This window comes from Bradyrhizobium sp. 23AC (genome assembly GCF_054863025.1).
The window spans coordinates 77702-102808 of sequence record NZ_JAVAYN010000004.1 but is presented as its reverse complement, the minus strand read 5'-3'; the positions used below and the strand labels follow the sequence as shown (position 1 = coordinate 102808).

Sequence of the window (25107 nt, the reverse complement as noted above, 5' to 3'; positions counted from 1 at the left end):
CGGGTTACCGGCGTGCTTCCTTCAGGCGTTCGCTCCAGGCCGTGATCTGCGTCTCGATCACGGTCTGGTCGGCCACGACGCGAACCTCCAAGGTGTCGGCGGCCTCGTACTCGATGCCGGTGCGCCTGGACGTCTCGAGCTGCGTCTTCACGAGGTCGAGCAGCTCGCTCGGGCCGGTGACCTTGAACGCCGGCACCGACGAGTTGCCGGTCAGCGCCGCGATCTGCTCGACCAGCGATCCGATCGCCTTGTCGCGGACCGCCTCGGTGAGGAACGGCAGTAATATCCGCGCCACGGAGCTTGCGATGTTGGTCTCGATCTCGCGGCAAGCCGTCTCGAAGCCGCTCACGATCGCGACCGCCTGCTGGTCGGACCATTTGGCGCGCTCCTCGCCGAGACGGATCGCGCTGCGGACGCGCTCCTCGGCAAGCCTGGCGTCGCCTTCCGCGACGCCGGCCGCATGGCCGCGCCGGTAGGCGTCGTCCAGGACATTGGCCGGCGGCGCTTCCGCCTTCGGCGCTGGAGACGGCGACTGCGGCAACGGCGGCGAATGGGCCTGGGGCTGCGGCGGAGGCTCGCGCATGACCTCCTTCGGCCTCGTCAGCACGTCCTGGATCCTGGGCGGCGGAGGCGGCGGTGATTTGACCCGGCCGTTCGCGTCGAACTGCGTCAGGAATTTTCCGATTGCCGCGTTCATGCCGCCTCCTCGCGTCGCATCCAGTCTTTAAGGATCGCTGCGGCCTGCGCCTGGTCGAGCCGGACGATCTGCTCCAGTCGCTTCTGCGGCGTTCGCTGCATCTTGCCTTCGAGGTCTTCGACGAGATTCAGCTCGGGGTCCTGACTCTCAGCCAATGCAAGGGCCGCAGCAGCCTCGATCTCAGCGGCCTCGGCGGCCTCCACCTGCTCCTGCTCCGCGCGATGGGTCAGAATGCCGTTGACCGCCGGCCGCAAGCCGAACCAAACCAGCATCGATGCAACGGCCAGGATCGTCACCGCGTTGATGACGCTGCCGAGCTGCTTGTTGATCATCTCGACGAAGCTGATCGGCGGCACCGGCGCCAGCTCGCGCGAGCCCTCGATGAAGTCGACGGCCGTCACCTGGATCTGGTCGCCGCGCTGCTTGTCAAGTCCGCCGGCCGTCGCCGCGAGCTGGCTGATCTCGGCGAGCTTGCTGTCGACGATGGCCTGGTTGCTCTTGTCGCCGAGATCGGCGACCAGCCGCGCCCGATTGACCAGGACCGCGATGAAGAGCTTCTTCACCGCATAGCCGTCGCTCACCGTCGTCGTGGTCTTCGACGAGACCTCGAAGTTGGTGACGTCCTCCCGGCGGGTCTTGTCCTCGCTGGAGTTCTTGCCGCCGCCGGCGTTGACCTGTTGATCGGGAAGGTTCTGCTGCACCGTGGTCGGCGTCGAACGGTCGGCGTTCTGCGAGGATTCCTTCTCGCGCACGTTCCGCACCGAACGTTCGGCCCGGCTCTCCGGATCGTAGACGGTCTCGTTGATCTGCCGCTTGTCGGTGGAGAGTTGCGGTGCGACGCTAACCTCGAAATTGTCGAGGCCCAGATACGGCGTCAGCGCCTTGCGGATGTTCTCCTGCACCATGCCGCCGACCGTCTTCTGCAGGCTCGCCATCTTGGTCGGGGCGGCGCTCGCCTCGTCCTCTTCGGCGAGCAGCATCGAGCCGTCGGCATCCAGCACCGTCACCTTGTCCCGGTTCATGCCTGGAATGGCGGCGGCGACGAGATGGCGGATCGACTGCGCCGTGCGTGCCTCGATCGCGCCGTCGGTGCGCAGCACGACCGATGCAGATGGCGGCTGCTGCGTCGCGCGGAACGAGCCGCGCACCGGCAGCACGATATGCACCCGCGCCGCCTTGACGCCCTTCATCAACTGCACCGTGCGCGCGATCTCGCCTTCCAGCGCCCGGAGCTTGGTGACCTCCTGCATGAACGAGGTCAAGCCGAGCGAGCCGATCTTGTCGAACAGCTCGTAGCCGGAATTGGCGCTGGTCGGCAGCCCCTTCTCGGCCAGCAGCATCCGCGCCTGCATGGTCTGGCTCGGGCGCACCGAGAGCGCGTCGCCGGCCGTATTGACGTCGAAGGTGATGTTCTGCTCGCGCAGCGCGGCGCCCATGCGCGTCACGTCTTCGCGGGTGAGGCCGGTATAGAGCGTCTCGAATTCAGGCCGGCTCAGATAGTACGCGCCGCCGACGACGGTCACGAGAACGGCAAAACCGATCAGGCCCAGGGCCATCAGGCGTCGCGGCCCAAGCTCCAGCAGATTGTTGAGCAGTTGCTGTACCTGCGCACGACTGAGCATATGACCTCGTACCAATGCGAACGTACGGGACACTCCGCTGCCAACCTTGTCTGAAGGTTGCGCGAGGACACGAATGTGTCAGTTCGCAGGCGAGGCGTTGCAATTTTACAAGAAGCCCGAGTGACGCGATAGGCCAGCGGCTACGTGCGCCTGGCCGCACGATCGGCCGCTGCGCGTCGCATGAAATTCAACGTCGGGAGATCGATTGCGGGCACGTCGTGCCATCGCGTCCGCCGGTCACGGCGGGGACCGTGCTCCCTTAAGGGAGCACGGTCGTTTTCGAAAGCGCCGCTTAGCCGCGGAACAGCGACAGGATGCTCTGGCTGTTCTGGTTGGCGATCGAGAGCGCCTGAACGCCAAGCTGCTGCTGGGTCTGCAGCGCCTGGAGCCGGGTCGATTCCGCGTTCATGTCGGCGTCGACGAGCTGGCCGATACCACGATCCACCGAGTCCATCAGCGACTTCACGAACTCAGTGTTGTTCGAGATGCGGTTCTTGATGGCGCCGAGGTTGGCGGCGGACTGGCTGACCGTGTTGATCGCGGCGGTGACCTGCGCGATGTAGGTATCGATCGTGGTCTGGTCGGCCGTCGAGTCGGTCAGCGCACCGATGTTGAGGCTGTCGACCGACGCGCTGCCGCTCACCGTATCGAGGATACCACTCGTGCTTGAGGTGTAGAGCGAGTAGTTGGCGACCGTCACCGTGATGGTGTTGATCGTCGGCGTGGCGCCGACGCGCGAGAACGACGACACCAGGTTGACTGTCGCCGGGGTGGAGGCGTTGGTGCTCAGCCAGTTAACGCCGTTGAACGTCGCCGCATTGGCCACGTTCTTCATGTCCTGCTGGATCTGGGTGATTTCCGACTGGATCTTCTTGCGGTCGATACCGGCGGTCTTGGCTTCGACCAGCAGCGCCTGGAGCTTGGTCAGGCCGGAGTTCTGGTCGCCGATGACCTTGTTCAGAGCGGTGTATTCGGTGTCGACGGTCGCAGCCGACAGACCGAGCGAGTCGGAGACGGCGGAGAGCGCGGCGTTGTCGGCGCGCATCGAGGTCGCGATCGACCAATAGGCCGAGTTGTCCGAAGCGGTCGAGACGCGCTGGCCGGTGGAGATCCGGTTTTCGGTCGTCTGCAGGCTGGCGCTGACATTCCGGAGGGTCTGGAGCGCAGTCATTGCAGCGGAGTTGGTAAGCAGGCTGGAAGCCATCTTTGATGTCCCTTTGAAAACAGATTGGATGGGGACATACCGGGCTTGCACCGGTACGACAGGGCGGCATCATGCCTTTGGGCTGCGGAAATGCGCGTAAACCCAATCCGTCGTAGCGGCGAGACTAGCCAACGAAGCTTGTGCGGGGCTTGTGGCACCGTGACCCCGCTGCAACAGGGCGGCCGAAATCACGGTGCGCGCGTCGGGCAAACGAAAGGGCCGCGCTTCGCGAGAAGCGCGGCCCTCCCGAGATCGTCTAAAGGCTTAGCGGAACAGCGACAGGATGCTCTGGCTGTTGTTGTTGGCGATCGAGAGCGCCTGAACGCCGAGCTGCTGCTGGACCTGGAGCGCCGCCAGGCGGGTGGACTCCTGGTTCATGTCGGCGTCGACGAGCTGGCCGATACCGCGATCCACCGAGTCCATCAGCGACTTCACGAACTCCGAGTTGTTCGAGATACGGTTCTTGATGGCGCCGAGGTTGGCGGCGCCCGAGGACACCGTGCCGATCGCTGCGGTGACCTTCGCGATGTAACCATCGAGAATGGTCTGGTCAGCAGACGAGTCGGTCAGTGCACCGATGTTGAGGCTGTCGACCGACGCGCTGCCGCTCACCGTGTCGAGGATACCACTCGTGCTCGAAGTGTAGAGCGAGTAGTTGGCGACGGTCACCGTGATCGAGCTGGTGGTCGGCGTGGAGCCGACACGCGAGAACGACGACACGAGATTGACGGTCGTCGGCGTGGAGGCGTTCGTGCTCAGCCAGTTGACGCCGTTGAAGGTCGCCGCGCTGGCGACGTTCTTCATGTCCTGCTGAATCTGGGTGATTTCCGACTGGATCTTGCTGCGATCGATACCGGCGGTCTTGGCTTCGACCAGCAGCGACTGGAGCTTGGTCAGGCCGGAGTTGCTGTCGCCGAGGACCTTGTTCAGAGCGGTGTACTCGGTGTCGACGGTCGCGGCCGACAGACCGAGCGAGTCGGAGACGGCGGAGAGCGCGGCGTTGTCGGCGCGCATCGAGGTCGCGATCGACCAGTAGGCGGCGTTGTCCGCGGCGGTAGCCACGCGCTGGCCGGTGGAGATCCGGCTCTGCGTGGTGGAGAGTTGCGAGCTGACAGACCGCAGGGTCTGGAGCGCGGTCATGGCGGACGAGTTCGTGAGCAGGCTTGACATTGCGAATGTCCCTTTATGTACGCGTTACATTTTCATCAGGGGACATACCGGACTTGCACCGGTACGGAGGGGCGGCATCATGCCTTTGGACTGCTATGGGTGAGATCCAACCCGCCGTGACGCCTTGCTAACACGTCGAATCTTGCCGGCGGATTAAGATCGGCTTGAATTCCGCAGCAATATCATATGGTTAATATTACTTTCCGCTAACCATAACGAGCCGGGCCGACGTTCGCCGCCGTTACGAGAACGAGCGCACCAGTCCGGAGGCGAGCAGATTCCAGCCGTCGATCAGCACGAAGAACAGCATCTTGAACGGCAGCGCCAGGATCGTCGGCGGCATCATCATCATGCCCATCGACATCGTCAGCGTCGCCACGATCATGTCGATGACGAGGAACGGCAGGATGATGAGAAATCCGATCTCGAACGAACGCCTCAGCTCGGAGATCATGAAGGCCGGGATGATAACGCGCAAATCGACACGCTTGTCGTCGAACTTCTTGCGAAAGCTCTCCGCGGCGAGCGACTCGAAGGTCTGCAGATCCTTGTCGCGGACATGAGCCAGCATGAACTCGCGGAACGGATCCGTGATCTTCAGATAGGCCTGCTCTTCCGAGATCTCGTTCTTCATCAGCGGCTGGACGCCGGTCTCCCAGGCGCGGTCGAAGGTCGGCGCCATCACGTAGAAGGTCATGAACAGCGCGAGGCTGATCAGCACCAGGTTGGCCGGCGTGGTCTGCAGGCCGAGCCCGGCGCGCAGGAACGACAGCGCCACCGCAAATCGCGTGAAGCTCGTCACCATGATGAGCAGTCCCGGCGCCACCGACAGCACCGTGATCAGCGCCATCAGCTGGATGATCCGGCCGCTGGTCGATCCGTTTCCGGGCGGCAGCAGCGAGTTGAGGTCCGGAATCTGGGCGAGCGCCACTTCGGGCAGCACGACCAGAACCAACGCGAGCAGCAGGATTTTCACTCTCACTGAATCACCAGGGTCTCAATGATCAATTCGCGCACCTTGCCCGACGAGCGGATATTGGCGCGCTCGGTCAGGTCGTCGCGCAGATGCTGAAGCCCGCGCGATCCCTCGAATTGGGTCACCGTCGCCGACCGCAGATAGGTGACGATGTCCTCGCTGATGTGGGCGGCCAGGATGCCGGCATCCTCGTCGCTCATGCTCTCGGTCACCATGGAGGCTTCGATGCGGGCCCAGTTGTTGGCCGGCGCGGACAGATTGGTCACGATCGGAGACAGCTTCCTGAGCCGGGCGCTGCCGGCGTAGCTCGAGGCAAGCGGCGGCGGCGTGGCGGTCTTCTTCGCGTCGGCGACGCGCTCGGCCGCCGCGAACAGATGCAGCCCGGCCAGCGCGCCAGCACCGATCGCGACAAGGGTCAGCGCCACGATGGCCGCAATCAGGCGCATCACGTCCCCTGCCCTCGCGACGCGGCCAGACCGGCGCGGACTTCAGAATGGTGCCACGGCGTCATAGATCCGATGTCCCCATCCAGGCTGCTGCACGTCGGACAGATTTCCGCGACCGCCATAGGACACGCGGGCCTCGGCGATCTTCTCGTAGGAGATCGTGTTGGTGCGCGAGATATCGCGCGGACGCACGATGCCGCCGACGTTGAGCACGCGCATCTCCGTGTTGACGCGAAACTCCTGCGAGCCGCTGATCATCATATTGCCGTTCGGCAACACGTCGGTGACGATGGCCGCGATCGAGAGCTTGATGTCCTCGGTGCGGTCGATCTGGCCGTTGCCCTTGATCTGGGTGTTGGTGCTGAGATTGGCGTTGGTCGATCCCTTGTCGCTCCACCCTGCGACGTCCATCAGCCAGTCGAGCCCGAACTTGACTTGCGAATCGCGCGAGCGGCCGGTCTTGTTGTCGAGCTTGGCCTTGTCCTGCATCGAGATGATCACCGTCACGACGTCGCCGGTGCGCCTGGCGCGGGGATCGCGGTAGAGGTCGGTGCCGTCGTCCCAGGTCGAGCGATAGCTGACAGGCGTGCGCATGCGCGGCGTCACCGGGATCGGATCGGCCTGGGTCCGGAGGCCGCTGCCGACCGGCGACATTTGCGGGCCGGTCAGGACCTCGGACGGATCATGGAAGCATCCGGCCAAGGGCACGGACGCCAGCATGAGCGAGAGGATGAGGATCGGCTTCTTCATCTATTTGGTCTTTCCGTCATCCACGCGACGCATTCCGCCAAGCAGGTCGGCGAGGTGCGCCGCGCGTGCCGTATCCATCTCGTTGAAGATCGCGCTCGAGTTCCTCGGGCTGAGCTTGGCGAGCACGGCGGCGGCAGTCTCATCCGCCATGCCGGCAATCTGGGTCGCCGCAGCTTCGGGCTTCATGCGCGAATAGATCTCGACGACGCTGGCTTCGGCCTTCTTCAGGAAGTCATCGCGCAGCGCCATCCACTTCTCATACTCGACGCGCTTGGCCTCGACCTCGGCGATCCGCTCGCGCAGCAGGCTCTCGGCCTTTTCCAGCTCCTTGAGCTGCCAGGCCAGCCTTGCATCGACGGCGGGATCGGCGACGTTGCTGCAGAACAGGGCGACTTCATTGTCCGCGGATACCGCGGCCTGTGGCGGCGCAGGTTTCGGCGGCGCCGTGACGCTGCCGGGCTTGGCCGGACGTGCCGGTGGTGGTGCGGGTGCAGCCGCTGGCGTCTGGGAAGCAGGCACCGCGCCGGTGGTCGCAGGTCCCTGGTCTTCGGCCGCCCATGCCGTCGCCCGGATCGACGCATTGTCGCCTGGCATCGTGGTGACCGGCTGCGGCTTCTGCGGGCCGGAGGCGCGGGCGCGCGCGAAGGAGAGCAGGTTGAGCGGCTTCGGCGGCTTGGCCTCGTCAAGGGCCAGCACGGGCGACGCGCCCGCGAGCACGGATGCCGCGATCAGCAGGAGGAGTTTGGCTTTGTGATCCAGCTTCAGCATCGGGCCGCGTGCGATTCTCGGTCGAGACCCCAGCATTGAGCGACCAAGCTTGCACGACGCTTGCGCATCATTGCACGATGACGTCGGCCTGGAGCGCACCAGCCGTCTTGATCGCCTGCAGGATCGCGATGATGCCCGACGGCTTCAGGCCGATCTGGTTCAGCCCGCGCACGAGGCGCTGGAGATCGACCCCGCTGAGGATCGCCACCTGCGATCCCGCCTCGTTGGCCTCGACCACGGTCTGCGGGACCACCACGGTCTGCCCTCGCGAGAACGGCGCCGGCTGCGACACCACGGGCATCTCCGTGACACGAACCGTCAGATTGCCGTGCGTCACGGCCACGGTCGATATCCGCACGTCGCGCCCGATCACGACCGTGCCGGTGCGCTCGTTGATCACCACCCGTGCCGGCGTATCAGGCTCGACCGTCAGTTCGCCGATCTCGGCAAGGAAGCGGACAGGGCCGATGTGGCGCGGCTTCGACAGCACGATGGTGCGGTAGTCGCGCTCGAAAGCGATCTGCGCGCGGTAGCGTCCACCCGCGTAGCGGTTGATGGCGTCCAGGATGCGCGTTGCGGTGACGAAGTCGGGGTTCTTCAGCTGCAGCACCAGGAACTCCATCTCGTGGAGACTTCCCTGCACCTCGCGCTCGACCAGCGCACCGTTCGGGATGCGCCCGGCCGTCGGCGTGCCCTGACTGACATTCTGCGCCTGGCCTCCGACGCTGTAGCCGGCGACCGTGATCGCGCCCTGAGCCACCGCATAGACGGCGCCGTCCGCTGCGCGCAGCGATGTCATGACCAGCGTACCGCCGAGCAGCGACGTCGCATCGCCGAGTGACGACACGGTCACGTCCATGCGCTCGCCGGGCCCGATCGAGGGCGTCAGGTCCGCAGTCACCATCACGGCCGCGACGTTGCGCGTGCGCAGCGTCGTCGGACGCGTCGGATTGTTGGTGCTCGTGGTCTCGTTCCTGACGTTGATGCCCATGTTCTCGAGCATCGATTGCAGGGACTGCTCCGTGAACGGAGCGTTGCGAAGCGTATCGCCGGTGCCGTTCAGGCCGATCACGAGGCCGTAACCGACGATCTGGTTTTCGCGCAGACCCTTGATGTCCGCGATGTCCTTGATGCGGACGGCGGCATGGGCGCTGGCGGCCGAAAGCAGCAGGACGAGCGCAAGCAGGATTCTGGTCATGACCCGTCCGCGACCTTCACGGTGCCGTCCGGCTGGACCACGCCCCTGATGATCACCCCGGTATCCGTATTGCGCACCGGGATGAGCGCGCCGGCCGCCCCCGATTGCATCGCCGAACCGTAAGTGACGATGGACAGGCCGCTGTCTTCCACCACGACCTTGACCATGGCGCCGCGAGCGACGGTCCAAGGATCTTCCACCGAGTTAGTTGGGATGGGCTGGCCGGGCAACAGCGCGCGCCGCGCCATGCGGCCGACCAGGACCTGGCGCCCTTCGACGAACATGGCGACGCCGAGCAGGCTCGGCGCGAAGGCGCGCTCCGTGATCATGTCGTCCCGGATCAGCTCGCCGGCGCGGATCGCAACCGCCGGCACGGGAAGCCGCTTCTCCTCGGCCTCGGCGAGCCGCGCCGAAGCCAGAACCAGCAGCACGGCGGCCAACCCGCGCACGATCAGGCCCACCCTGTTCAACATCGAGACACCGGAACTAGCGCATGCCCTTCGATACTGTCTGGGCCATTTCGTCCGAGGCCTGGATGACCTTGGCATTCATTTCGTAGGCGCGCTGCGCCGAGATCAACTCGGTGATTTCCTTGACCGGGTCGACGTTCGAGGCTTCGAGCCATTTCTGGTTGATCTTGCCGTATCCGGAATCGCCCGGCAGGCCGACGACCGGCGTGCCCGACGCCGTGGTCTCCTTGTAGAGATTGCTGCCCAGCGGCTCGAGGCCCGCCTCGTTGGCGAAGTTGGCGAGGTTGAGCTGGCCGATCTGGCGCGGGTTCACCTCGGTATCCAGCTTGGCGAAGACCTGGCCGGTCTGGTTGACCGTGACCTCGACCGTGCCCTGCGGTATTGTGATCGCGGGATCCAGCAGATAGCCGTCGATGGTGACGAGCTGGCCGTTGGCATTGGTGTTGAACGAGCCCGCGCGGGTGTATTGCACCTCGTTGTTCGGACCGAGCACCTGGAACCAGCCGCGGCCGTTGATCGCCATATCGTAAGGGTTGCCGGTCTGCGTCAGCGCGCCCTGGATGTGCAGCTTGCGGATCGCCGCCGACTTGACGCCGAGACCGAGATTGGCGCCTTCCGGGATCGGCGACGAACCGTTGACGTTCGCGACGCCCTGCATGCGGTCCATCTGGTAGAACAGATCGGTAAACTCGGCGCGCGCACGCTTGTACGACGTCGAATTGATGTTGGCGATATTGTTCGCGATGACTTCGATGTTGGTCTGCTGGGCGTTCATGCCCGTGGCCGCAATGGCAAGCGATTTCACAGCTTCATTCCTTCAGATCAAATCGACATCCGGACGACTTCTTGGTAGGCCTGCACGACCTTGTCGCGAACCGCGACCGCCGTCTGCAAGGCCTGCTCGGCCGACATCAGCGCCTCCACGACCTTGCGCGTGGATTCCTTGCCCTGCATCGCCGAGATCGACGCCGCTTCGCCCGCCTTCAACGTTCCGATTGCGTCCGTCGTCACCTGCTTCATCACCGATTCGAACCCGACATCGTCGGTGGACTGAATGGCGGTTGGCGCCGCCGGCGAGATGGCCTGCGCCTCGGTCGCGCGGCTCGCCGCTTGCCCGGCGGAAATCGCGGTGGATGAAATTGCCTCAAGCATTGTCAGCTCCTCAAGAGGTCGATGGTCATGCCGAGCATCGACCTCACCTGTTTCACGACCTGGAGATTGGCTTCATAGGACCGGTTGACTTCCCGCATGTCGGCCATCTCGATCATCATGTTGACGTTCGGGAGCTTGACGTAGCCGGCCTTGTCGGCAGCGGGATGTCCCGGGTCGTACTCCACGCGGTACGGCGTGGTGTCGACCCCGATCTCCTTGACCTTCGCAAGCTGCGCGCCCGAGGCGCGGTCCATGGCGGCATCGAAGGTGATGGTCTTGCGCTGATACGGATCGGCGCCGGCGGCGCGCCCCGTCGAGGTCGCGTTCGCGAGATTCTCGGAGACGATGCGCATACGCGTCGACTGCGCTTCGAGCCCGGAGCTCGCGACCGTCAATGACGCCTGCAGTGAGTCCAGCATCTCAATTCACCTCAGCTCTTCGCACTCGACAGCAGCATGCGGTGAAACGACCGCACGACTGCCGAGTTCATCGAGTAATCGCGACTGACGTCGCTACCCTTGATCATTTCCTGTTCGAGACTGACGGAGTTGCCGGAGTGAACCACTTCCCAGCTGTCCTTCTTCGCGGTCGCCCGCGTGTCGGTCTCGGCCGCGGCCAGCTGCATGTGCGACGGCGACGTCATGGCAAGCCTCACCGGCATGCCATCGAGCACCTTGTTGAAGGGCTCGACGTCGCGCGCCTTGAAACCCGGCGTGTTGGCGTTGGCGACGTTGGTGGCAATGGTCGACTGGCGGAGCTCGAGATAGCGCGCCTGCGACGATGCGAGTTCGAAGAGATAAAGCGGTCCCACGACAGCCCCGTTATTGTCCGTTGGGGCAAGCCTAGGGCGTTAAGCTTTCGTCAAGCTGTTGGGCAGGACGTCGTCCTCGGAATTCTACTGAACCTTCTCGGTTCGCGGCGCCTGCTTCGACTGCAGGAAGTAGATGATCTCGGCTACGGGGCGGAAAAACTCCGCCGGAATCACCTGATCGACCTGCACCGCCTCGTAGAGCGCGCGCGCCAGCGCCTTGTTCTCGATGACGGGGATCCGGTTCTGCTCGGCGACCTCGCGGATCTTCAGCGCGATCACGTCCATGCCCTTGGCCACCACGAGCGGCGCGGGATTTTCCTCGCGCTTGTAGCGCAGCGCGATCGCGAAATGCGTCGGATTCGCGATCACCAGCGTCGCGCGCGATGCGGACGCGATCATCCGCTGCCGCGAGCGGTCGCGCGCCAGCGAGCGCAGGCGCGCCTTGATCAGCGGATCGCCTTCCGCCTGCTTGTGCTCGTCCTTGATCTCCTGCTTGGTCATGCGCAGCTGGCGCCGCCAGTGGAAGCGCGCCCAGGCGAGATCGATCGCCACCAGGACGATGGTCGCGATACAGATCGCCGAGACAATCCGCATCGCGATGTTGAGAATCATCTCCGGCAGCGCAACCGGATCGGTGTACATCGCCTCGAACGCCTTCGCCTCCGACGCGCGCAGCACGAAGGCGACCACGGAGGTCACCGCGGCCAGCTTGAACAGCGACTTGGCGAACTCGACCAGTCCCTGCGTTCCGAACAGACGGCTCCAGCCGCTGATCGGTGAGATTCGCGACAGGTCGGGCTTGATGCGCTCCAGCACCAGACGCGGTGCGTTTTGCAGCAGCGAGGCGGCGAGTCCGAACGCCCCGAGGGTGACGACCAGCGGCACCAGGAAGCGCAGCGCCTCAAGGCCGACCACGGTGAGCAGGTTCTGCGCGTCCGCGCCGGTCGAGAGCGGAAAGCCTTCCGGATCGTCCAGGAGGTTCTTCAACGTCGGCGTCAATTGCTGCACGCCCTGGCCGATCAAGAACGCCTGAATGACCATCAGCGCAGCCATCGAGGCGAAAATAGAGGCCTCCCGAGAGACCGGGATCTTGCCCTGTTCGAGCGCATCACGGACTTTCTTCTCGGTCGGCTCTTCTGTCTTGCTCTCCTGATCGGATGATTCTGCCATGCCCGTTCAGCGGTCAGCGGAAGACCAGCTCATCCTCCTGATCGGGGTTGAGCTCGATTTCGCCCTTCTCCGCGAGGTCGAGCGCGAGGTCGGTGATGACGCGGCGCGCCTCCAGCACGTCGCGCTGGTTCGACGGCTCGCCGATGGCGAGCTCGTGCTCGACGACGCGGCGGACGCGCGAGGCGACCGCGGACAGGATCAGTTCGCGGAAATGCTTGTCGGTGCCCTTCAGCGCGACGACGATACGATCGGTCGGCACCTGGTCGAAGATCATGGTGCGCGCCTTCGGCGCCAGGTTGATGACGTCGTCGAAAGTGAACAGCAGCTCCTTCAGCACTTCGGCCGACTTCGGCCGCTTCTCCGACAGGCTCTTGAGCATGTCCTCGATATGTCCGCGCTCCATCTTGTTGATGATGTCGGCGACGCGGGCGTAGGTGTCGGCGCCGAGGTTGCGGGCGAAGTTCAGCGTCAGATCCTCGTGCAGCGTCTTCTCGAGCACCCTCATGGCGTCGTCGGCGATCGGCTTGAGGCTGAGCACGCGCCGCATCAATTCGTTGCGCAGGCTCGAGGGCAGCTGGCTCATGACCTTGGCGGCGCAGGCCGGCTTGACCTTGGACAGGATCAGCGCCGCGGTCTGCGGATGCTCCTTGGACAGGTAGCTCGCGAGCGAGTTTTCGGACACCGACGAGACACGGTCCCACACCGACCGGCTCGAATTGCCGAGCAGGTCCGACATGATCGCCGACACCTGGTCGGCTGGAAGCACGTCGCCGAGCACGGCCTCCAAGCCACCGAGGGTGCCGAGAATGTTCGCGCCCATCGAGAATTGCTGAGCGAACTCCTCGACGATGGATTCGAGTTCTTGCGCCGTGATCGGCCGCAGCTCGGCCGCGGCCTTGGTAACGATGCGAATGTCCTGCGGCTCGAATTGCGCAAGCACGCTCGCGGCCGCCTGCCGGCCCATGGCCAGCAGGAGCGCCGCGACTTTTTCCGTACCGCCCAGCGTGGCAACGCCTCGCTGCTTGACGGGAGCGATGCCGACCTGTGCCGCCATGGTCAGCTGTCACCCTGCCCCAGCGGCCCGACGATCTCCGTGAGCGAGACGCCGAAGCGGGAATTGTCCTCTTCGACGACTACCACCTCGCCGCGGGCGACGATGCGGCCGTTGACGACGACGTCGACGGGCTCGCCGACCCGGTGGTCGAGCGGAACCACCGCGCCGCGTCCAAGCTTCATCAGATTCGCCACCGGAATGGTCGCCGATCCCAGCACCACCTGCATGGTGACCGGAATGCGCAGGATGGCATCGACATTGGCGAACTTGCCGCTCTCCTCCGCCGTGCGCGCGGCGATCTCCGCCAGCCGCTCCAACGGAGACGCTTCGGAATGGCCCTCGTCGGCGGCCGGTGCTCGCGTGGCAGACTCATAGTCGAAGGATTGCGCCATCTGGTATCGCCTCTTGGTCTTTCCGCTCCCGGAGCGCCTTGGCGTTCCGCTCGTATTGGTTCTGTCGGCTCTCGCTTCAGTGCTTGTTCACCTCAGCGCCGCCTGCGGTCGCGGCCGACGTGAGCCCGCTCCTCGCATCGAGCGCCGCGATCGCCTCATGGGCCTGATCGATCTTGGTGGTCAGCACGTTGGCGAGGCGCCCGAGATTGGCCGTGGAATCATGCGCCGCGGTGATGACAGTGTCGAAGGCGCCCGCGGTCTCGTGGACGATGGTGGAGAATTCGCCCTGGTAGCTGCGCAGCCGCGCCAGCTCGCGGTGCATCCGGGTCACCCGCATGCTGGTGAAGGCGAGCGCGATCAACAGCACGGCATCAACGAGATAGGATATCATCGACGAACTCCCGTTTCTGATCCACGGGATCGGCCACCTGCATGGCGTAATAGCCATCGAGCTGGCCGATCTGACACCAGAACAGCACCTGATTGTTGCTCTCGAGGCGCGCCAGCGTGCGCGGCGTCGCCTCCAGCTCGAGCACCTGCCCCACCTTGAATTTCACGACGTCCTCGAGGGAAATCATCTTCTCGTCGAGCACCGCGCTCAGCGTCACCTCGGTGCGGTGGACCTCGCTCTCCATCTGCTCGCGCCAGCGCGGATCGGTCGCCCGGCCGTCGCTGACGACGACGTGAGCGAGCTTCTGCCTGAGCGGGTTGAGCGCGGAGTGCGGAATGATCAGGAACATCTGGCCGCCGCGGTAGAGTGCCTGCACCATCATGTTCGCGCAGATCGACATGTTGCTGGCGCGCCCGATCGCCAGCGAGGCCATCGCCGTCTCGACCCGCTCGACGCGGAAGGTGACGTTCGACGTGCCGGCAAAGGCGCTCTGCAGCGCCTTGGCGAACCGCTCGAACAGTGCCTGGACCAGGCGAATCTCGATGTTCGAGAAAGTGCGTTCGACATCGAGCGGCGGTTCCGCGCCGTCGGATCCGAACATCGCCTCGACCATCGTAAACACGAAGTCGCGGTCCAGCATGATGATGACGCGCGAGTCCCACTGCTCGGCATAGAGCACCGCAGCGACCGCGTTGCCCTCGTAGTCCTTGATAATGTCGCCGAGTGGATCGTTGGTGATGCCGTTGACCGAGAAATAGCAGGGCGTTCCCGCCATCGGCTGCAGGCTGTCGGTACACGATGCCGCCATGCGATCGAAGATCACATTGAGCATCGGCATGCGTTCGATCGATATGCCGGCCGCGTCCAGCAAATAGTTCGGCAGCTGCTTGCGCTGATCGACCTCGACGTCTTCCATCATCATGCGCGGGCAGCCTTGGGTTCGGGCTCGGTGACGACGGCCTTGGGACCTGCGATGGTCTCGTTCTCGACGACGTCGATCGACGGCCGCTCGGTGCTCGCGATCATCTTGCGGCCGTGCTCGACGGCGATCTGCGGCATGGCGCCGTTCATGAACGCCAGCAGCGTCTGCTTGACGATGATGTAGGGCCGGCACTTCTTCTCGCGCGTCATCTTGATCTTGATCGCGAAGGGCGAAAGGACGCCGTAGGACAGGAAGATGCCGGCGAAGGTGCCGACCAGCGCCGCGCCGATGAAGCCGCCCAGCAGCTTCGGCGACTGGTCGAGCGCGCCCATGGCCTTGATGACGCCGAGCACGGCGGCGACGATGCCCAGCGCCGGCAGCGCCTCGGACACCGTCACCAGCGCATGATAGGGCGCCAGCTTGCTCTTCACGATGGTGTGGATCTCCTCGTCCATCAGCGCCTCGATCTCGTGCGTGCGCGCGTTGCCCATGATGATGAGGCGGACGTAGTCGCAGATGAACTGGAGCAGCGAGGGATCCCCGAGCACGCTGGGAAACGCCTTGAATATCTCGGAGGAAGCGGGATCGTCGATATGGGCCTCGACCTCGTTGCGGCCCTTGCCCCTGAGCTCGCGCATCAGGGCGTGGAGCGCGCCGAGCAGATCAAGGTAGTAGCGTTGGCCGGGCACCGCGCCGGTGATGGCCTGCATGCAGGCAACCCCGGTATCCACCACCGTCTTCCACGGATTGGCGACGATGAAGGTGCCGACCGCGGTCCCCATGATGATGACGAACTCCCACGGCTGCATGAGCACGGCCAGATGCCCGCCCATCGCGGCAAATCCGCCGAGCAGCGCCGCTACCGTGATGAAAATCCCCACGAAACTGCCCAACGCGCCGCTCCATCGCCAATCCCACCGGGAATATCTAGTCGGCGAGCCTTGCGCGAAGCTGGCTTCCCGCCTCGCCAGCCCCGCGCAAGCAATCGGCGGCAGCTTGGGGCGGCGTCGCAACAGCGGCCAGAGGGGCGCGTGTCATGCTATCCACCATCGCGGACTACACCAGACTGACCAAGGACATGGGCAAATCGCTGACGCAGGTCGCGACACAGCCGGATGTCAGCCGCGAGACCGACTACTTCCTGAGCCATATCGGCAACGTGAAGACGATCGACGACTTCCTGAAGGACTATCGCCTCTATTCCTACGCGATGAAGGCCTTTGGCCTCAGCGACATGACCTACGCCAAGGCGTTCATGCGCAAGGTGCTGACCGAGGGTGTCGGGAACAAGAACACCTTCGCCAACAAGCTGACCGACACCCGCTACCGGGAATTCGCCACCGCCTTCAATTTCGCCGCCCTCGGCAGCAACGCAACCAAGACCACCCAGGCGACGACTGGGACGGCGACCCATTACGTCACGCAGACGATGGAGCAGAAGGCCGGCGACCAGAACGAGGGTCTACGGCTGGCGCTCTATTTCACCCGCAAGGCGTCCACGATCACGACCGCCTACCAGGTGCTGGCGGACAAGGCGCTGACGCAGGTGGTTCAGACCGCGCTCGGCCTGCCCTCGACGATCAGCGCGGCCAACATCGACGCCCAGGCCAAGATGATCACGAACAGAGTCAAGCTCACCGATTTCCAGGACCCGGCCAAGGTCACCAAATTCGTGCAGCGCTTCGCGGCGATGTGGGATGCGACCCAGGCCCAGAGCAACAGCTCGACCAATCCCGCGCTGGTCCTGATCGGCGGCGCCAACTCGGCCAGCATGGATATCGACATGCTCTCGAAACTTCAGTCCCTCCGGTTCGGAAAGTAGATCATGCAATCGGCCCTCTATGTGGGATTGTCGGCCCAGGTCGCTCTCGAAAAGCGCCTCCAGACGATCGCCAACAACGTCGCCAACGTCAACACGGCGGCATTCCGCACCGACGTGGTGAAGTTCGAGACCGTGCTGTCCAAGGCGGGCGCGAACCCGGTCGCCTTCTCCTCGCCCGGCGACAACATCATCTCGCGCGAGCAAGGCAACATCACCGAGAGCGGCAATCCGCTCGACGTCGCCGTGGTCGGCCAGGGCTGGATCGCCTTCGCAGGTCCCAACGGCACGGTCTACACCCGCGACGGCCGGCTCCAGATCGCCGCCAACGGCGATCTTCAGACCGTGAGCGGCTTTCCCGTCGTCGATTCCGGCGGCGCGCAGATCACGCTGGACCCGAACGGCGGACCGGTCTCGATCTCGCGCAGCGGCGCGATCACCCAGGACAACAACGAGATCGGCACCATCGGCCTGTTCAACATCCCCGCTGATGCCAATCTCGAGCGCTACGGCAACTCCGGCGTGACGCCGGACCGGCCTGCGAGCGCCATCGCCGATTTCTCCCGCGACGGGTTCAAGCAAGGCTATGTCGAGGGCTCCGGCGCCAATCCGATGATGGAATTGACCAAGCTGATCGCGGCCTCACGCGCCTTCGACGGCACCAATTCGATGATCGAGGGCACCGAGAGCTCGCTGCAGAACGCCATCCGGACGCTGGGCGAACCCGGCAAGTAGACCGCGCCCCGCGCTTTTGTTTGTTGTTCAAGCATGATCTTTTCGGAAAACCGCTGCACACTTTTCCGGATCATGCTTTAGATTGAGGTTGGACGGTTTCCTTGAACGCTCTTCGGCAACTCGAGTGGGCGCTGCTGGAGCTTCAGCAGAGCACTCCCCTGGCAAGCGTCAGCGGCGCGATCTCCGAGATCGCGCCGACGCATTTCCGCGTCTCCGGCCTGTCGCGCTTCGTCAGGCTCGGCGAGCTCATCGGCGTCAATTCGGGCGGCAAGCCGCAGATCGGCGAGGTGGTGCGAATCGACAGCGAGGGCATCATCGCCAAGCCGTTCGACCGGCACTTCGCCGGCGGCCTCGGCTCGGTCGCCTACCGGATGCCGCCCTTGTCGTTCGCGCCCGATCCGAGCTGGAAGGGTCGCGTCATCAACGCCCTCGGCGCGCCGCTGGATGGATTGGGGCCCCTCACGCCGGGCCCACAGGCGGTCTCGGCGGAGACTGAGGCGCCCTCGGCCATGAAGCGCGCACGCGTGCACAAGCCGCTGCGCACCGGAGTACGCGTCATCGATTTGTTCGCGCCGATCTGCGCCGGCCAGCGCGTCGGCATCTTTGCCGGCTCCGGCGTCGGCAAATCGACGCTGCTTGCGATGCTCGCCCGCAGCCAGGGATTCGATACCGTCGTGCTGGCCCTGGTCGGCGAGCGCGGCCGCGAGGTGCGCGAGTTCATCGAGGATGTGCTGGGCAACGATCGCCAGCGCGCCGTCACCATCGTGTCGACCGGCGACGAAAGCCCGATGATGCGGCGGCTGGCGCCGAAGACGGCTATGGCGGTCGCGGAATATTTCCGCGACCGGGGCGAATCGGTCTTGCTCATGGTCGATTCGATCACGCGTTTCGCCCACGCCGCCCGCGAGGTCGCGCTCGCCGCCGGCGAGCCTGCGGTCGCTCGCGGCTACGCGCCGACGGTCTTCACCGATCTGCCGCGCCTCCTGGAGCGGGCCGGACCCGGCGAGGAAGGTTCCGGCACCATCACCGGGATCTTCTCGGTGCTGGTCGACGGCGACGATCACAACGAGCCGATCGCCGATACCATTCGCAGCACGCTCGATGGGCACATCGTGCTCTCCAGGCACATTGCCGACCAGGCGCGCTATCCAGCCGTCGATGTGCTGGCTTCGGTCTCGCGCCTCGCCCACAACGTCTGGGATCCCGAAGAGCGCGAATTGGTCAGCAAGCTGCGCGCCTTGATCGCCAAATACGAGGACACGCGCGACCTTCGCCTGATGGGCGGCTATCAGTCGGGACGTGATTCGGGCCTCGACCAGGCGGTCGACATGGTTCCGAGAATCTACGGCGCGATGCGGCAAGACGCTTCGGCTCCCCCGAGTGCCGATCCGTTCCGCGAGCTGCGGGACATGCTCAAGGGCGAATAGCAGGGCGAGAGGCCGCGACCGCCGGCAACATGCGCCGCTATCCCGCTCCTGCCCGTTGTTTTCGACAGGAGATTGCGCATGCCGCCACGCCGCCGGCGCATGCGCCGCACGGCCGTCGCCCGTTTTCCGTCCTGAGCGCCGCCACCACTCGGGTGAGAGCAGCGGACGACCGCGCCGGAAGCGACCGCACCGGCGATTCTGCGAGCATAACGATCAACAACCGGCGCGTGCAATTCCTCCGAGTTCCCTTGACGATTCTCCGGCTCCACCCACAAGTTGTGGATGACGTGCCGAACTCATCGTCGTCATGCACAAGCTTCGATCAATTTGCGTCGATCACGGTCAGCAGGATGCCGTGCAATCATGGCGTCGCAGAATTGAGTGCATGTTGCTTGCCGGGCAGCGTATTGCGTTCACTATCATGTGTCCCGGTGAGCGAGATTGTCTTGAACGTTACATTCGCCTGCAACGACATCTGGGCTGCGCGAGCGTCTCTACTTGATTTTGTTGAGAAGCTCATTCATCGTTTCAACGGAATATAAGAAACGTCTGCGTGTGACTTGAACTCAGGGGCTTCGGTTGAACTATTCCGATCCATCGTCGGCTGGCGACGGCAACTCGGGCTCCCGTGCGACGACGCTGTTGGGATGCCAACGACGCAGTTCGTCACTCCGAAGCACGCGACGCGCATCGGTCCAGGTCGGCCGCGCTATAATTCGTTCCTACGAACGAGAGCTCGACACGACGCATTCGCCGGACAGCTGCAGCCGTTCGATGTCTTTCGAAGGTTTCGCGGGCCAGGGTGCAAAGCGGCTTCGGGGCGCCGCAGACGAAGTTCCGGGGACGAGGTAGATTCATGCCGTTGGCACGGGAAGCCGTCGAGCTGCTGGTTCAGGCGGCGAGGGCTTGGTATTTCGAAGGCAATCAGCATGGATTGCGCGATCGCGAATGGATGGCGCTGCGCTTTCTCGGCCGCGCCAACAGGTTTTCGCGCACGCCATCCGCGCTGGCCGGCTTCATCGGCGCCACCAGAGCAACTGCATCGCAGATCGTGAAGACACTGGAGAGCAAATCCTTTCTGGTGCGCAAGCCGTCGCAAGAGGACAAGCGTTCTGTCGTCCTGCACGTCACCGCCCAGGGCGAGAAATGCCTGAACCAGCACGACCCGATCAATCACGTGGTCAATGCGGTCACCTCGCTTGGAAACGACGAATGCGTCAGGCTGCGCGACTCGCTCCGCGAAGTTCTCAATCACCTCGACGCGGCCCATCAGCGGCTCGATGCCAGCGTCTGCCGGGACTGCATGTTTCTCGCCGAACGCGGCCCGGGCACCTCCAAAGGTCGCGCGAGCGCCGAATTCATGTGCCGGCTGTATCGCGCTCCGGTCTCGCTCGATGAGACCGAACTGCTGTGCACCAGTTTCGAGCGCACCCGCGACCGCCCCAAGATCGAGGAGCATCTCGACCGCGCGCGGATGGCAAGCCAGGGCTGAGACGCATGCAATTTCCGCGCGAGGGGTTGCGGCACAGCCCGCGGACAACTGCGCAGCGCCTGTCTCGGAAAGACGCATGCAGTCTCATGTCCCGGACAAGCCGCAACGCTGATAGCGTTGCTGCCAGAGCCGGGGACCAGCGCAATACGGCACGAAGCGGATAGATGGGTCCCGGCTCTGCAGCGCACCGTTCTGCTGGACGATGCTTCGCATCGCCAGGAGACGCTGCGCAGCGTCCGGGGCACGCGAGTAGTGCTATGACGCCCGCTCTCTCCACGCCGTCATTGCGAGCGCAGCGAAGCAATCCAGAGTCTTTCCACGGAAGGATTCTGGATTGCTTCATCGCCAGCGCAAAATTGCTTCGCAATTTTGTCGCAGCTCCTCGTAATGATTGAGCGTCCTGCAATCACCTCTGTCGCCGAAACCGAATTTCGGTAGATCGAAATATTTGCACCGCGATTCTCAGAGCGGCGAAACAGGCTCGGTGCCGTAGCCCGGATGGAGCGCCAGCGTAATCCGGACGGCGCGCGATGCGGGGCGAGCGGTCCCTGCACCATCGGGCAGCGCATTCGCGCGACCCGTTGGCTCGATCCGGGCAACGGGGGCGTCAGGCATCACGCGGGATGGGCGCACAAAAAAACACCCGGCGGTTTCCCGCCGGGTGTTCATCACGTGGTTCGAAAGATCTTACCAGTTGCGCTGGGCGCGGAGCAGCAGGGTGACGCTGTCCTGATCCTTCAGCTCGTACAGGGCGGCCGGCTTGGCCGTCGTGCCGGCACCGGCGTAACCGACCGTGCCCGAGTACTTCTGGTCGAGACGGGTCCAGTTCAGGTCGCCCGAGAACGTCAGGTTCTTGACCGGGGTCCAGCGGGTGATGATACCGACCTGGCCGACGGCGAAGTCAGGGTTACAACCCGTGACACCGGCGAGACCGCCGAACACGCCGCCTGCACCGCCAGCGCCGCAGAGAGCGGTCTTGGCGACCGAGCCGTACTGCGCCTGAGCGTAGGCACCGTACAGCGCGGTGTTCCAGTAGGGATCCCAGTTGTGGGTGTAAGCACCGCGGAAGCCCCAGGTCTTGACGGTTTCCTGCTGGCCGCCCGTGACGAACACGGTGTCCGGAGCATAGGCGAAGCCGACGCTCTGATAGGCAACGCCCGAGCTGCCGAACATCGAGTAGCTGCTGCCCGCCAGGTTCTGGAAGTTGTAGCGGGTCGCACCGTCGGTGTAGACGCCCGAAATGTTGATCACGTCACCCGCACCGGTCGGGATGTTCTTGATCGACAGAGCGAGCTGAACCGCCCAACCCCACTTGTCGTCGGGGTGACCGGTGGCTTCGGTCGCGCCGTAATAGGCAACGTGGTTGTCATGCGCAGCAACCGACGCCTGGAACATGCCCCAGGCCTGGTCGACACGGACCATACCGACGAGGTTCGGCGAACGCGAGCCGCCGATGGCGTTGGTGCCGTACGTACCGCCAACCATGCTGCCGACGGTCGCGCCGGTCAGGTTCACGTTGCCGGCCTGGTAGTAGGCCGTCGCGTCTTCAGCCGAGAACGAAGCCGTCACGCCCTGACCGAAGTCAGCGGTGTAGGTGAACTGGTTGACACCAGTGACCGTGCCCGAACCGCCGACGAGGCTGTCGATGTTGTTGCCGGGATAGTTGGTCCAGGGCGCATCGAACTGCGACACGGCCTTACCCATGGTGAAGCCGGCGAACTGGATGAAGGCGTAGTACACGCCGAGCGAACCGCCCGAGGTGTTGCCGTCGGTGCCGTTGATCGACGAACCAACGAGCGCCGGCGTCGCGCCGGAGGTGTTGAGGCCGAGGTTGCCGGTATAGACCGTGCCGCCCGTCGCGGAGCCGGAGCCCTGATAGCCACCGGTGGTCCAGGTGAACACGCCGTCGAAGAAGGTACGGACGACGCCGTATTCGGTCGCGGTGCGCGTGTCGATGTTGAGATCCTGACGAGCGCGCATCTGGTAGTAGTTGCTGAGGCGGTTGTGCGCACCGGCCGGAGAGCCGTTCGAAATGCCGTAGTTGCTGTTGGTGTTGAACGCGACTTCAGCGCGCAGATAACCACCCAGCTTGATGCAGGTGTCGGTGCCCGGGATGTAGTAGAAGCCCGCGCCGTACAGCGAGCAGATCTTCACGTATTCGACGGCCTTGGCCTTCACGGGGAGATCGGCTGCGAACGCCCCGGAGACGGCCATCAGGCCGGCAGCCGAGCCGAGAAAGAGCGTCTTCGTCAACTTCATTAGTAAACCTCCAGGTCGGTTCAGGGGGCTCGGCTCCTCGGAGGACGCCGCTTGACCCACTTAATTTCCGTTCAATTCAGGTCCGCACTGAAGGTCCGGACTGAAACGACAGTGAGGTGCCCCCCCTCCGTCGTAGCTTCACGTATAGTTTATAAAAACAACGGCCTCAATTTATTGATTTAGTGAATCGTAACTTCCGTCAGAGATGTTGCCCGATGGCAACAGAGGCCGTCGGAACGGCAACTAACTCTTTAATCCAAAACGAAAAAGCCCTCAGGGGGCATCCCGAGGGCTTTCTTGGAGGTCTCACATCGCTGTCCATCGACAGGGTCAAGAGCAGCAAAGATTGAGTGCTGCGAGACGTAATTTAATTAATTGCTTTTTGCAAGTACTAAACCGTCGAACCGTTTCCACCGCGCGGTGTCCGCCACAATTGTCTATGCGCGATATGCGAGACGATTCCCCAATATCCCATTAAAAGAGTGAACTGAGGGAAACGGGGGGCAGCCACATGATCGAGAAAAAACTCGACAGGGCGATTACGGACTTCATCTGGAACGTCGTCGAAATTCATTCCCAGCTGGAGGACATCCATACCTGCTGGGCCGGACTGCTGGGCATTACCGAGCCGCAGTGGCTGATCTTGATGGCGATCACCGAACTGGACGACGGGCGCGGCGTCGCCGGCATCGACATCGCGAACAAGTTGCGGGTCCACCCGGCCTTCGTGACCAACCAGACCAAGAGCCTCGAAAAGGGCGGCTTCCTGTCGCGGCGGCCGGCACCGGACGATGCCCGCTTCGTTCTGATGTCGCTGACGGAGAAGGCCACGACGGAAATCGAAAAACTGTCCAAGAGAAAGCTCGCCTTGAATTCGACCATCTTCAACGAGCTCGACGAGAAGACCCTGGCTGAACTGAATGCCGCGCTCGCAACGATCGGCAGGAACGCCCGGCTGGCGGCACGATTGCTGGCTATCGACGTGTCGTGACGCACGCTGCGGCTTCGAGACGATCGCCTCAGCGAACGTCCCGAACCATGGCCGCAAAAACCGCTCGCAAATACGATGTCCCCTGAGGCTAGAGGTAGGTCACGGGGTCAAGCTGACGGGCCGTTCCGAGCTTGCTGCCGAGCCATTCGAAGACGAAGTCGTCGACAGCAATGAAATTCTCGACCTCGCCGAGCGGGTGCCGGACATTGTTGGGCACCACGACCGAGCAATCGGCTCCGGTCTGCCGATAGCCGGCTTGCAGATCGAGGGCATCCTGCTCCCATATCATGGAGCGGCTCCCGACGACCATGAGCAGCGGGCACGGGAGTCGACGCGACGGCGGCAGCGACCCCGTCGAGGCTCCGTCAGGGACCGCCTGCCCGAAACCGGTCATCCAGCGAAGCGATGCTCGACGCATCACCGGCGTCAAAAGGCCGCCGTCGCACACGGCGGCCGCTATTCTGCGATCCGAGAGGGCAAGGCGGGACGCATGAGAGGCCCCCTCCCCTTCGCCATAGATTGCGATCCGCCGCGCATCGACATCGGGGCGAGCCTCCAGATAGTCCAACCAGCACTGAAGCCTGTGCTCCGGCTTGAAGGAGCGATGCACGGTTGAATTGCCGGCATCGACGAACAGGAGCGACATGGTCCCGCAGAGTGAGGCCGGCAACAGCCTGCTCATCATCGAGCCCAGAGTGATGTCCTCGTCACTGAGGCAGATGACCGTCGGCGCGGAAGTCCCACGATGGAGCGCCGGCAGAAAGAAGCCGGCCAGCGCCCCTTGGTCGAAGCAATCAATCTTGACCCGCTCGATCGCCAGTCCGGCCTCCGCCTCGAAACCTCGCAGGCTGATGCCGACCTCGTCTGCGAGGCCGGCACTTTCGACATCTTCCGGACAAGACAAGCGTCTGACGACTTCGAGGGCCGTCAGCGAACACAGCCACGCTTCCCGCGAAACCCAGGCGGAACGGTTTTGGTGCGCGGATTCGGCCAAGGTCCGGTAGTCGTCCGCGACCTTCAACCAGTCCGAAATCCACAGATGCCGGTGCGTCTCACGCCCAAGCTCCGCGACGGACAGGCTTTGGAAAAATTGGGACGCGCGATCCCGCAAGCGCGCCAGGCTTTGCCCGGCGCCGTCGCACGAGCCGTGCGGCCAATGATCACCTTCCATGTCAGCCCCCGAGCGGCGCC

27 protein-coding genes are annotated in these 25107 nt (G+C 64.0%); 5 read left to right on the top strand and 22 right to left on the bottom strand.

Annotation, left to right across the window (positions count from 1 at the left end; genetic code table 11):
- Positions 1 to 4 precede the first annotated feature (4 nt).
- From RAD10_RS11655 to motA, 20 genes are all read right to left on the bottom strand, one after another.
- A complete protein-coding gene (locus RAD10_RS11655) occupies positions 5 to 697 on the bottom strand; it encodes a hypothetical protein (RefSeq protein ID WP_461617582.1) in 693 nt (230 codons plus the stop codon).
- The gene (fliF, locus tag RAD10_RS11650) at positions 694 to 2319 is read right to left on the bottom strand and encodes a flagellar basal-body MS-ring/collar protein FliF (protein WP_038950157.1); all 1626 of its coding nucleotides are present in this window, start codon (positions 2317 to 2319) and stop codon (positions 694 to 696) included. The genes RAD10_RS11655 and fliF overlap by 4 nt, the downstream gene beginning before the upstream one ends.
- A 292-nt stretch (positions 2320 to 2611) precedes the next feature.
- On the bottom strand, positions 2612 to 3523 hold the full coding sequence (locus tag RAD10_RS11645) for a flagellin N-terminal helical domain-containing protein (RefSeq protein ID WP_091960846.1): 912 nt from the start codon (positions 3521 to 3523) through the stop codon (positions 2612 to 2614).
- 264 nt (positions 3524 to 3787) lie between these two features.
- The gene (locus tag RAD10_RS11640) at positions 3788 to 4693 is read right to left on the bottom strand and encodes a flagellin N-terminal helical domain-containing protein (RefSeq protein WP_104461707.1); all 906 of its coding nucleotides are present in this window, start codon (positions 4691 to 4693) and stop codon (positions 3788 to 3790) included.
- 241 nt (positions 4694 to 4934) lie between these two features.
- Positions 4935 to 5675 carry a flagellar type III secretion system pore protein FliP gene (fliP, locus tag RAD10_RS11635; protein WP_018318447.1) on the bottom strand — a complete coding sequence of 247 codons (741 nt, stop codon included), beginning with the start codon at positions 5673 to 5675 and terminating at the stop codon, positions 4935 to 4937.
- A complete protein-coding gene (locus RAD10_RS11630) occupies positions 5672 to 6115 on the bottom strand; it encodes a flagellar basal body-associated FliL family protein (RefSeq protein WP_461617581.1) in 444 nt (147 codons plus the stop codon). The genes fliP and RAD10_RS11630 overlap by 4 nt, the downstream gene beginning before the upstream one ends.
- Positions 6116 to 6157: 42 nt before the next feature.
- Positions 6158 to 6865 (bottom strand): flagellar basal body L-ring protein FlgH, encoded by a 708-nt coding sequence (flgH, locus tag RAD10_RS11625; RefSeq protein WP_028145739.1) that lies wholly within the window; start codon positions 6863 to 6865, stop codon positions 6158 to 6160.
- The gene (locus tag RAD10_RS11620) at positions 6866 to 7633 is read right to left on the bottom strand and encodes a MotE family protein (RefSeq protein ID WP_461617580.1); all 768 of its coding nucleotides are present in this window, start codon (positions 7631 to 7633) and stop codon (positions 6866 to 6868) included. It lies immediately after the preceding gene.
- Positions 7634 to 7700: 67 nt separating this feature from the next.
- A complete protein-coding gene (gene flgI / locus RAD10_RS11615) occupies positions 7701 to 8831 on the bottom strand; it encodes a flagellar basal body P-ring protein FlgI (RefSeq protein ID WP_038950160.1) in 1131 nt (376 codons plus the stop codon).
- A complete protein-coding gene (gene flgA / locus RAD10_RS11610) occupies positions 8828 to 9304 on the bottom strand; it encodes a flagellar basal body P-ring formation chaperone FlgA (RefSeq protein WP_461617579.1) in 477 nt (158 codons plus the stop codon). Before flgA ends, flgI begins: the two co-directional genes overlap by 4 nt.
- Positions 9305 to 9317: 13 nt before the next feature.
- Positions 9318 to 10106, bottom strand: a complete 789-nt coding sequence (flgG, locus tag RAD10_RS11605) for a flagellar basal-body rod protein FlgG (RefSeq protein WP_018318441.1) — start codon at positions 10104 to 10106, stop codon at positions 9318 to 9320.
- A gap of 17 nt (positions 10107 to 10123) precedes the next feature.
- Entirely contained in the window at positions 10124 to 10453 is a 330-nt protein-coding gene (locus RAD10_RS11600) for a flagellar hook-basal body complex protein FliE (protein WP_018318440.1), read from the bottom strand.
- Between the two features lie 2 nt (positions 10454 to 10455).
- The gene (gene flgC, locus RAD10_RS11595) at positions 10456 to 10872 is read right to left on the bottom strand and encodes a flagellar basal body rod protein FlgC (protein ID WP_074120477.1); all 417 of its coding nucleotides are present in this window, start codon (positions 10870 to 10872) and stop codon (positions 10456 to 10458) included.
- Between the two features lie 11 nt (positions 10873 to 10883).
- Entirely contained in the window at positions 10884 to 11264 is a 381-nt protein-coding gene (gene flgB / locus RAD10_RS11590; RefSeq protein ID WP_461617578.1) for a flagellar basal body rod protein FlgB, read from the bottom strand.
- Positions 11265 to 11348: 84 nt separating this feature from the next.
- A complete protein-coding gene (gene flhB / locus RAD10_RS11585; RefSeq protein ID WP_461617577.1) occupies positions 11349 to 12434 on the bottom strand; it encodes a flagellar biosynthesis protein FlhB in 1086 nt (361 codons plus the stop codon).
- 13 nt (positions 12435 to 12447) lie between these two features.
- Positions 12448 to 13488 (bottom strand): flagellar motor switch protein FliG, encoded by a 1041-nt coding sequence (locus tag RAD10_RS11580; RefSeq protein WP_091960819.1) that lies wholly within the window; start codon positions 13486 to 13488, stop codon positions 12448 to 12450.
- A 2-nt stretch (positions 13489 to 13490) separates the two neighbouring features.
- The gene (gene fliN, locus RAD10_RS11575) at positions 13491 to 13880 is read right to left on the bottom strand and encodes a flagellar motor switch protein FliN (RefSeq protein ID WP_461617576.1); all 390 of its coding nucleotides are present in this window, start codon (positions 13878 to 13880) and stop codon (positions 13491 to 13493) included.
- A gap of 76 nt (positions 13881 to 13956) precedes the next feature.
- The gene (locus RAD10_RS11570) at positions 13957 to 14271 is read right to left on the bottom strand and encodes a hypothetical protein (RefSeq protein ID WP_091960813.1); all 315 of its coding nucleotides are present in this window, start codon (positions 14269 to 14271) and stop codon (positions 13957 to 13959) included.
- Positions 14252 to 15193: a flagellar motor switch protein FliM gene (locus RAD10_RS11565; protein WP_028145750.1), complete on the bottom strand. Its 942-nt coding sequence runs from the start codon at positions 15191 to 15193 to the stop codon at positions 14252 to 14254. Before RAD10_RS11565 ends, RAD10_RS11570 begins: the two co-directional genes overlap by 20 nt.
- Entirely contained in the window at positions 15190 to 16086 is an 897-nt protein-coding gene (motA, locus tag RAD10_RS11560) for a flagellar motor stator protein MotA (RefSeq protein WP_028145751.1), read from the bottom strand. The genes RAD10_RS11565 and motA overlap by 4 nt, the downstream gene beginning before the upstream one ends.
- A 143-nt stretch (positions 16087 to 16229) precedes the next feature.
- Here motA and RAD10_RS11555 point away from each other — a divergent pair, with 143 nt between their 5' ends.
- From RAD10_RS11555 to RAD10_RS11540, 4 genes are all read left to right on the top strand, one after another.
- Complete coding sequence (locus RAD10_RS11555; protein ID WP_461617575.1) at positions 16230 to 17015, top strand: DUF1217 domain-containing protein; 786 nt, start codon at positions 16230 to 16232, stop codon at positions 17013 to 17015.
- A gap of 3 nt (positions 17016 to 17018) precedes the next feature.
- The gene (flgF, locus tag RAD10_RS11550) at positions 17019 to 17747 is read left to right on the top strand and encodes a flagellar basal-body rod protein FlgF (protein WP_104461701.1); all 729 of its coding nucleotides are present in this window, start codon (positions 17019 to 17021) and stop codon (positions 17745 to 17747) included.
- Positions 17748 to 17848: 101 nt separating this feature from the next.
- On the top strand, positions 17849 to 19174 hold the full coding sequence (gene fliI, locus RAD10_RS11545) for a flagellar protein export ATPase FliI (RefSeq protein WP_461617574.1): 1326 nt from the start codon (positions 17849 to 17851) through the stop codon (positions 19172 to 19174).
- A gap of 856 nt (positions 19175 to 20030) precedes the next feature.
- Positions 20031 to 20666, top strand: a complete 636-nt coding sequence (locus RAD10_RS11540; RefSeq protein WP_091960795.1) for a MarR family winged helix-turn-helix transcriptional regulator — start codon at positions 20031 to 20033, stop codon at positions 20664 to 20666.
- 687 nt (positions 20667 to 21353) lie between these two features.
- Here the strand turns inward: RAD10_RS11540 and RAD10_RS11535 are convergent.
- On the bottom strand, positions 21354 to 22925 hold the full coding sequence (locus RAD10_RS11535; protein ID WP_091960792.1) for a porin: 1572 nt from the start codon (positions 22923 to 22925) through the stop codon (positions 21354 to 21356).
- 511 nt (positions 22926 to 23436) lie between these two features.
- Between RAD10_RS11535 and RAD10_RS11530 the strand changes: the two genes are divergently transcribed.
- Positions 23437 to 23916, top strand: coding sequence for a MarR family winged helix-turn-helix transcriptional regulator (locus tag RAD10_RS11530; protein ID WP_091960789.1), 480 nt, complete (start codon positions 23437 to 23439; stop codon positions 23914 to 23916).
- A gap of 88 nt (positions 23917 to 24004) precedes the next feature.
- Here RAD10_RS11530 and RAD10_RS11525 read toward each other — a convergent pair whose 3' ends face one another.
- Entirely contained in the window at positions 24005 to 25087 is a 1083-nt protein-coding gene (locus RAD10_RS11525; RefSeq protein ID WP_461617573.1) for an alpha/beta hydrolase family protein, read from the bottom strand.
- Positions 25088 to 25107: the final 20 nt, after the last annotated feature.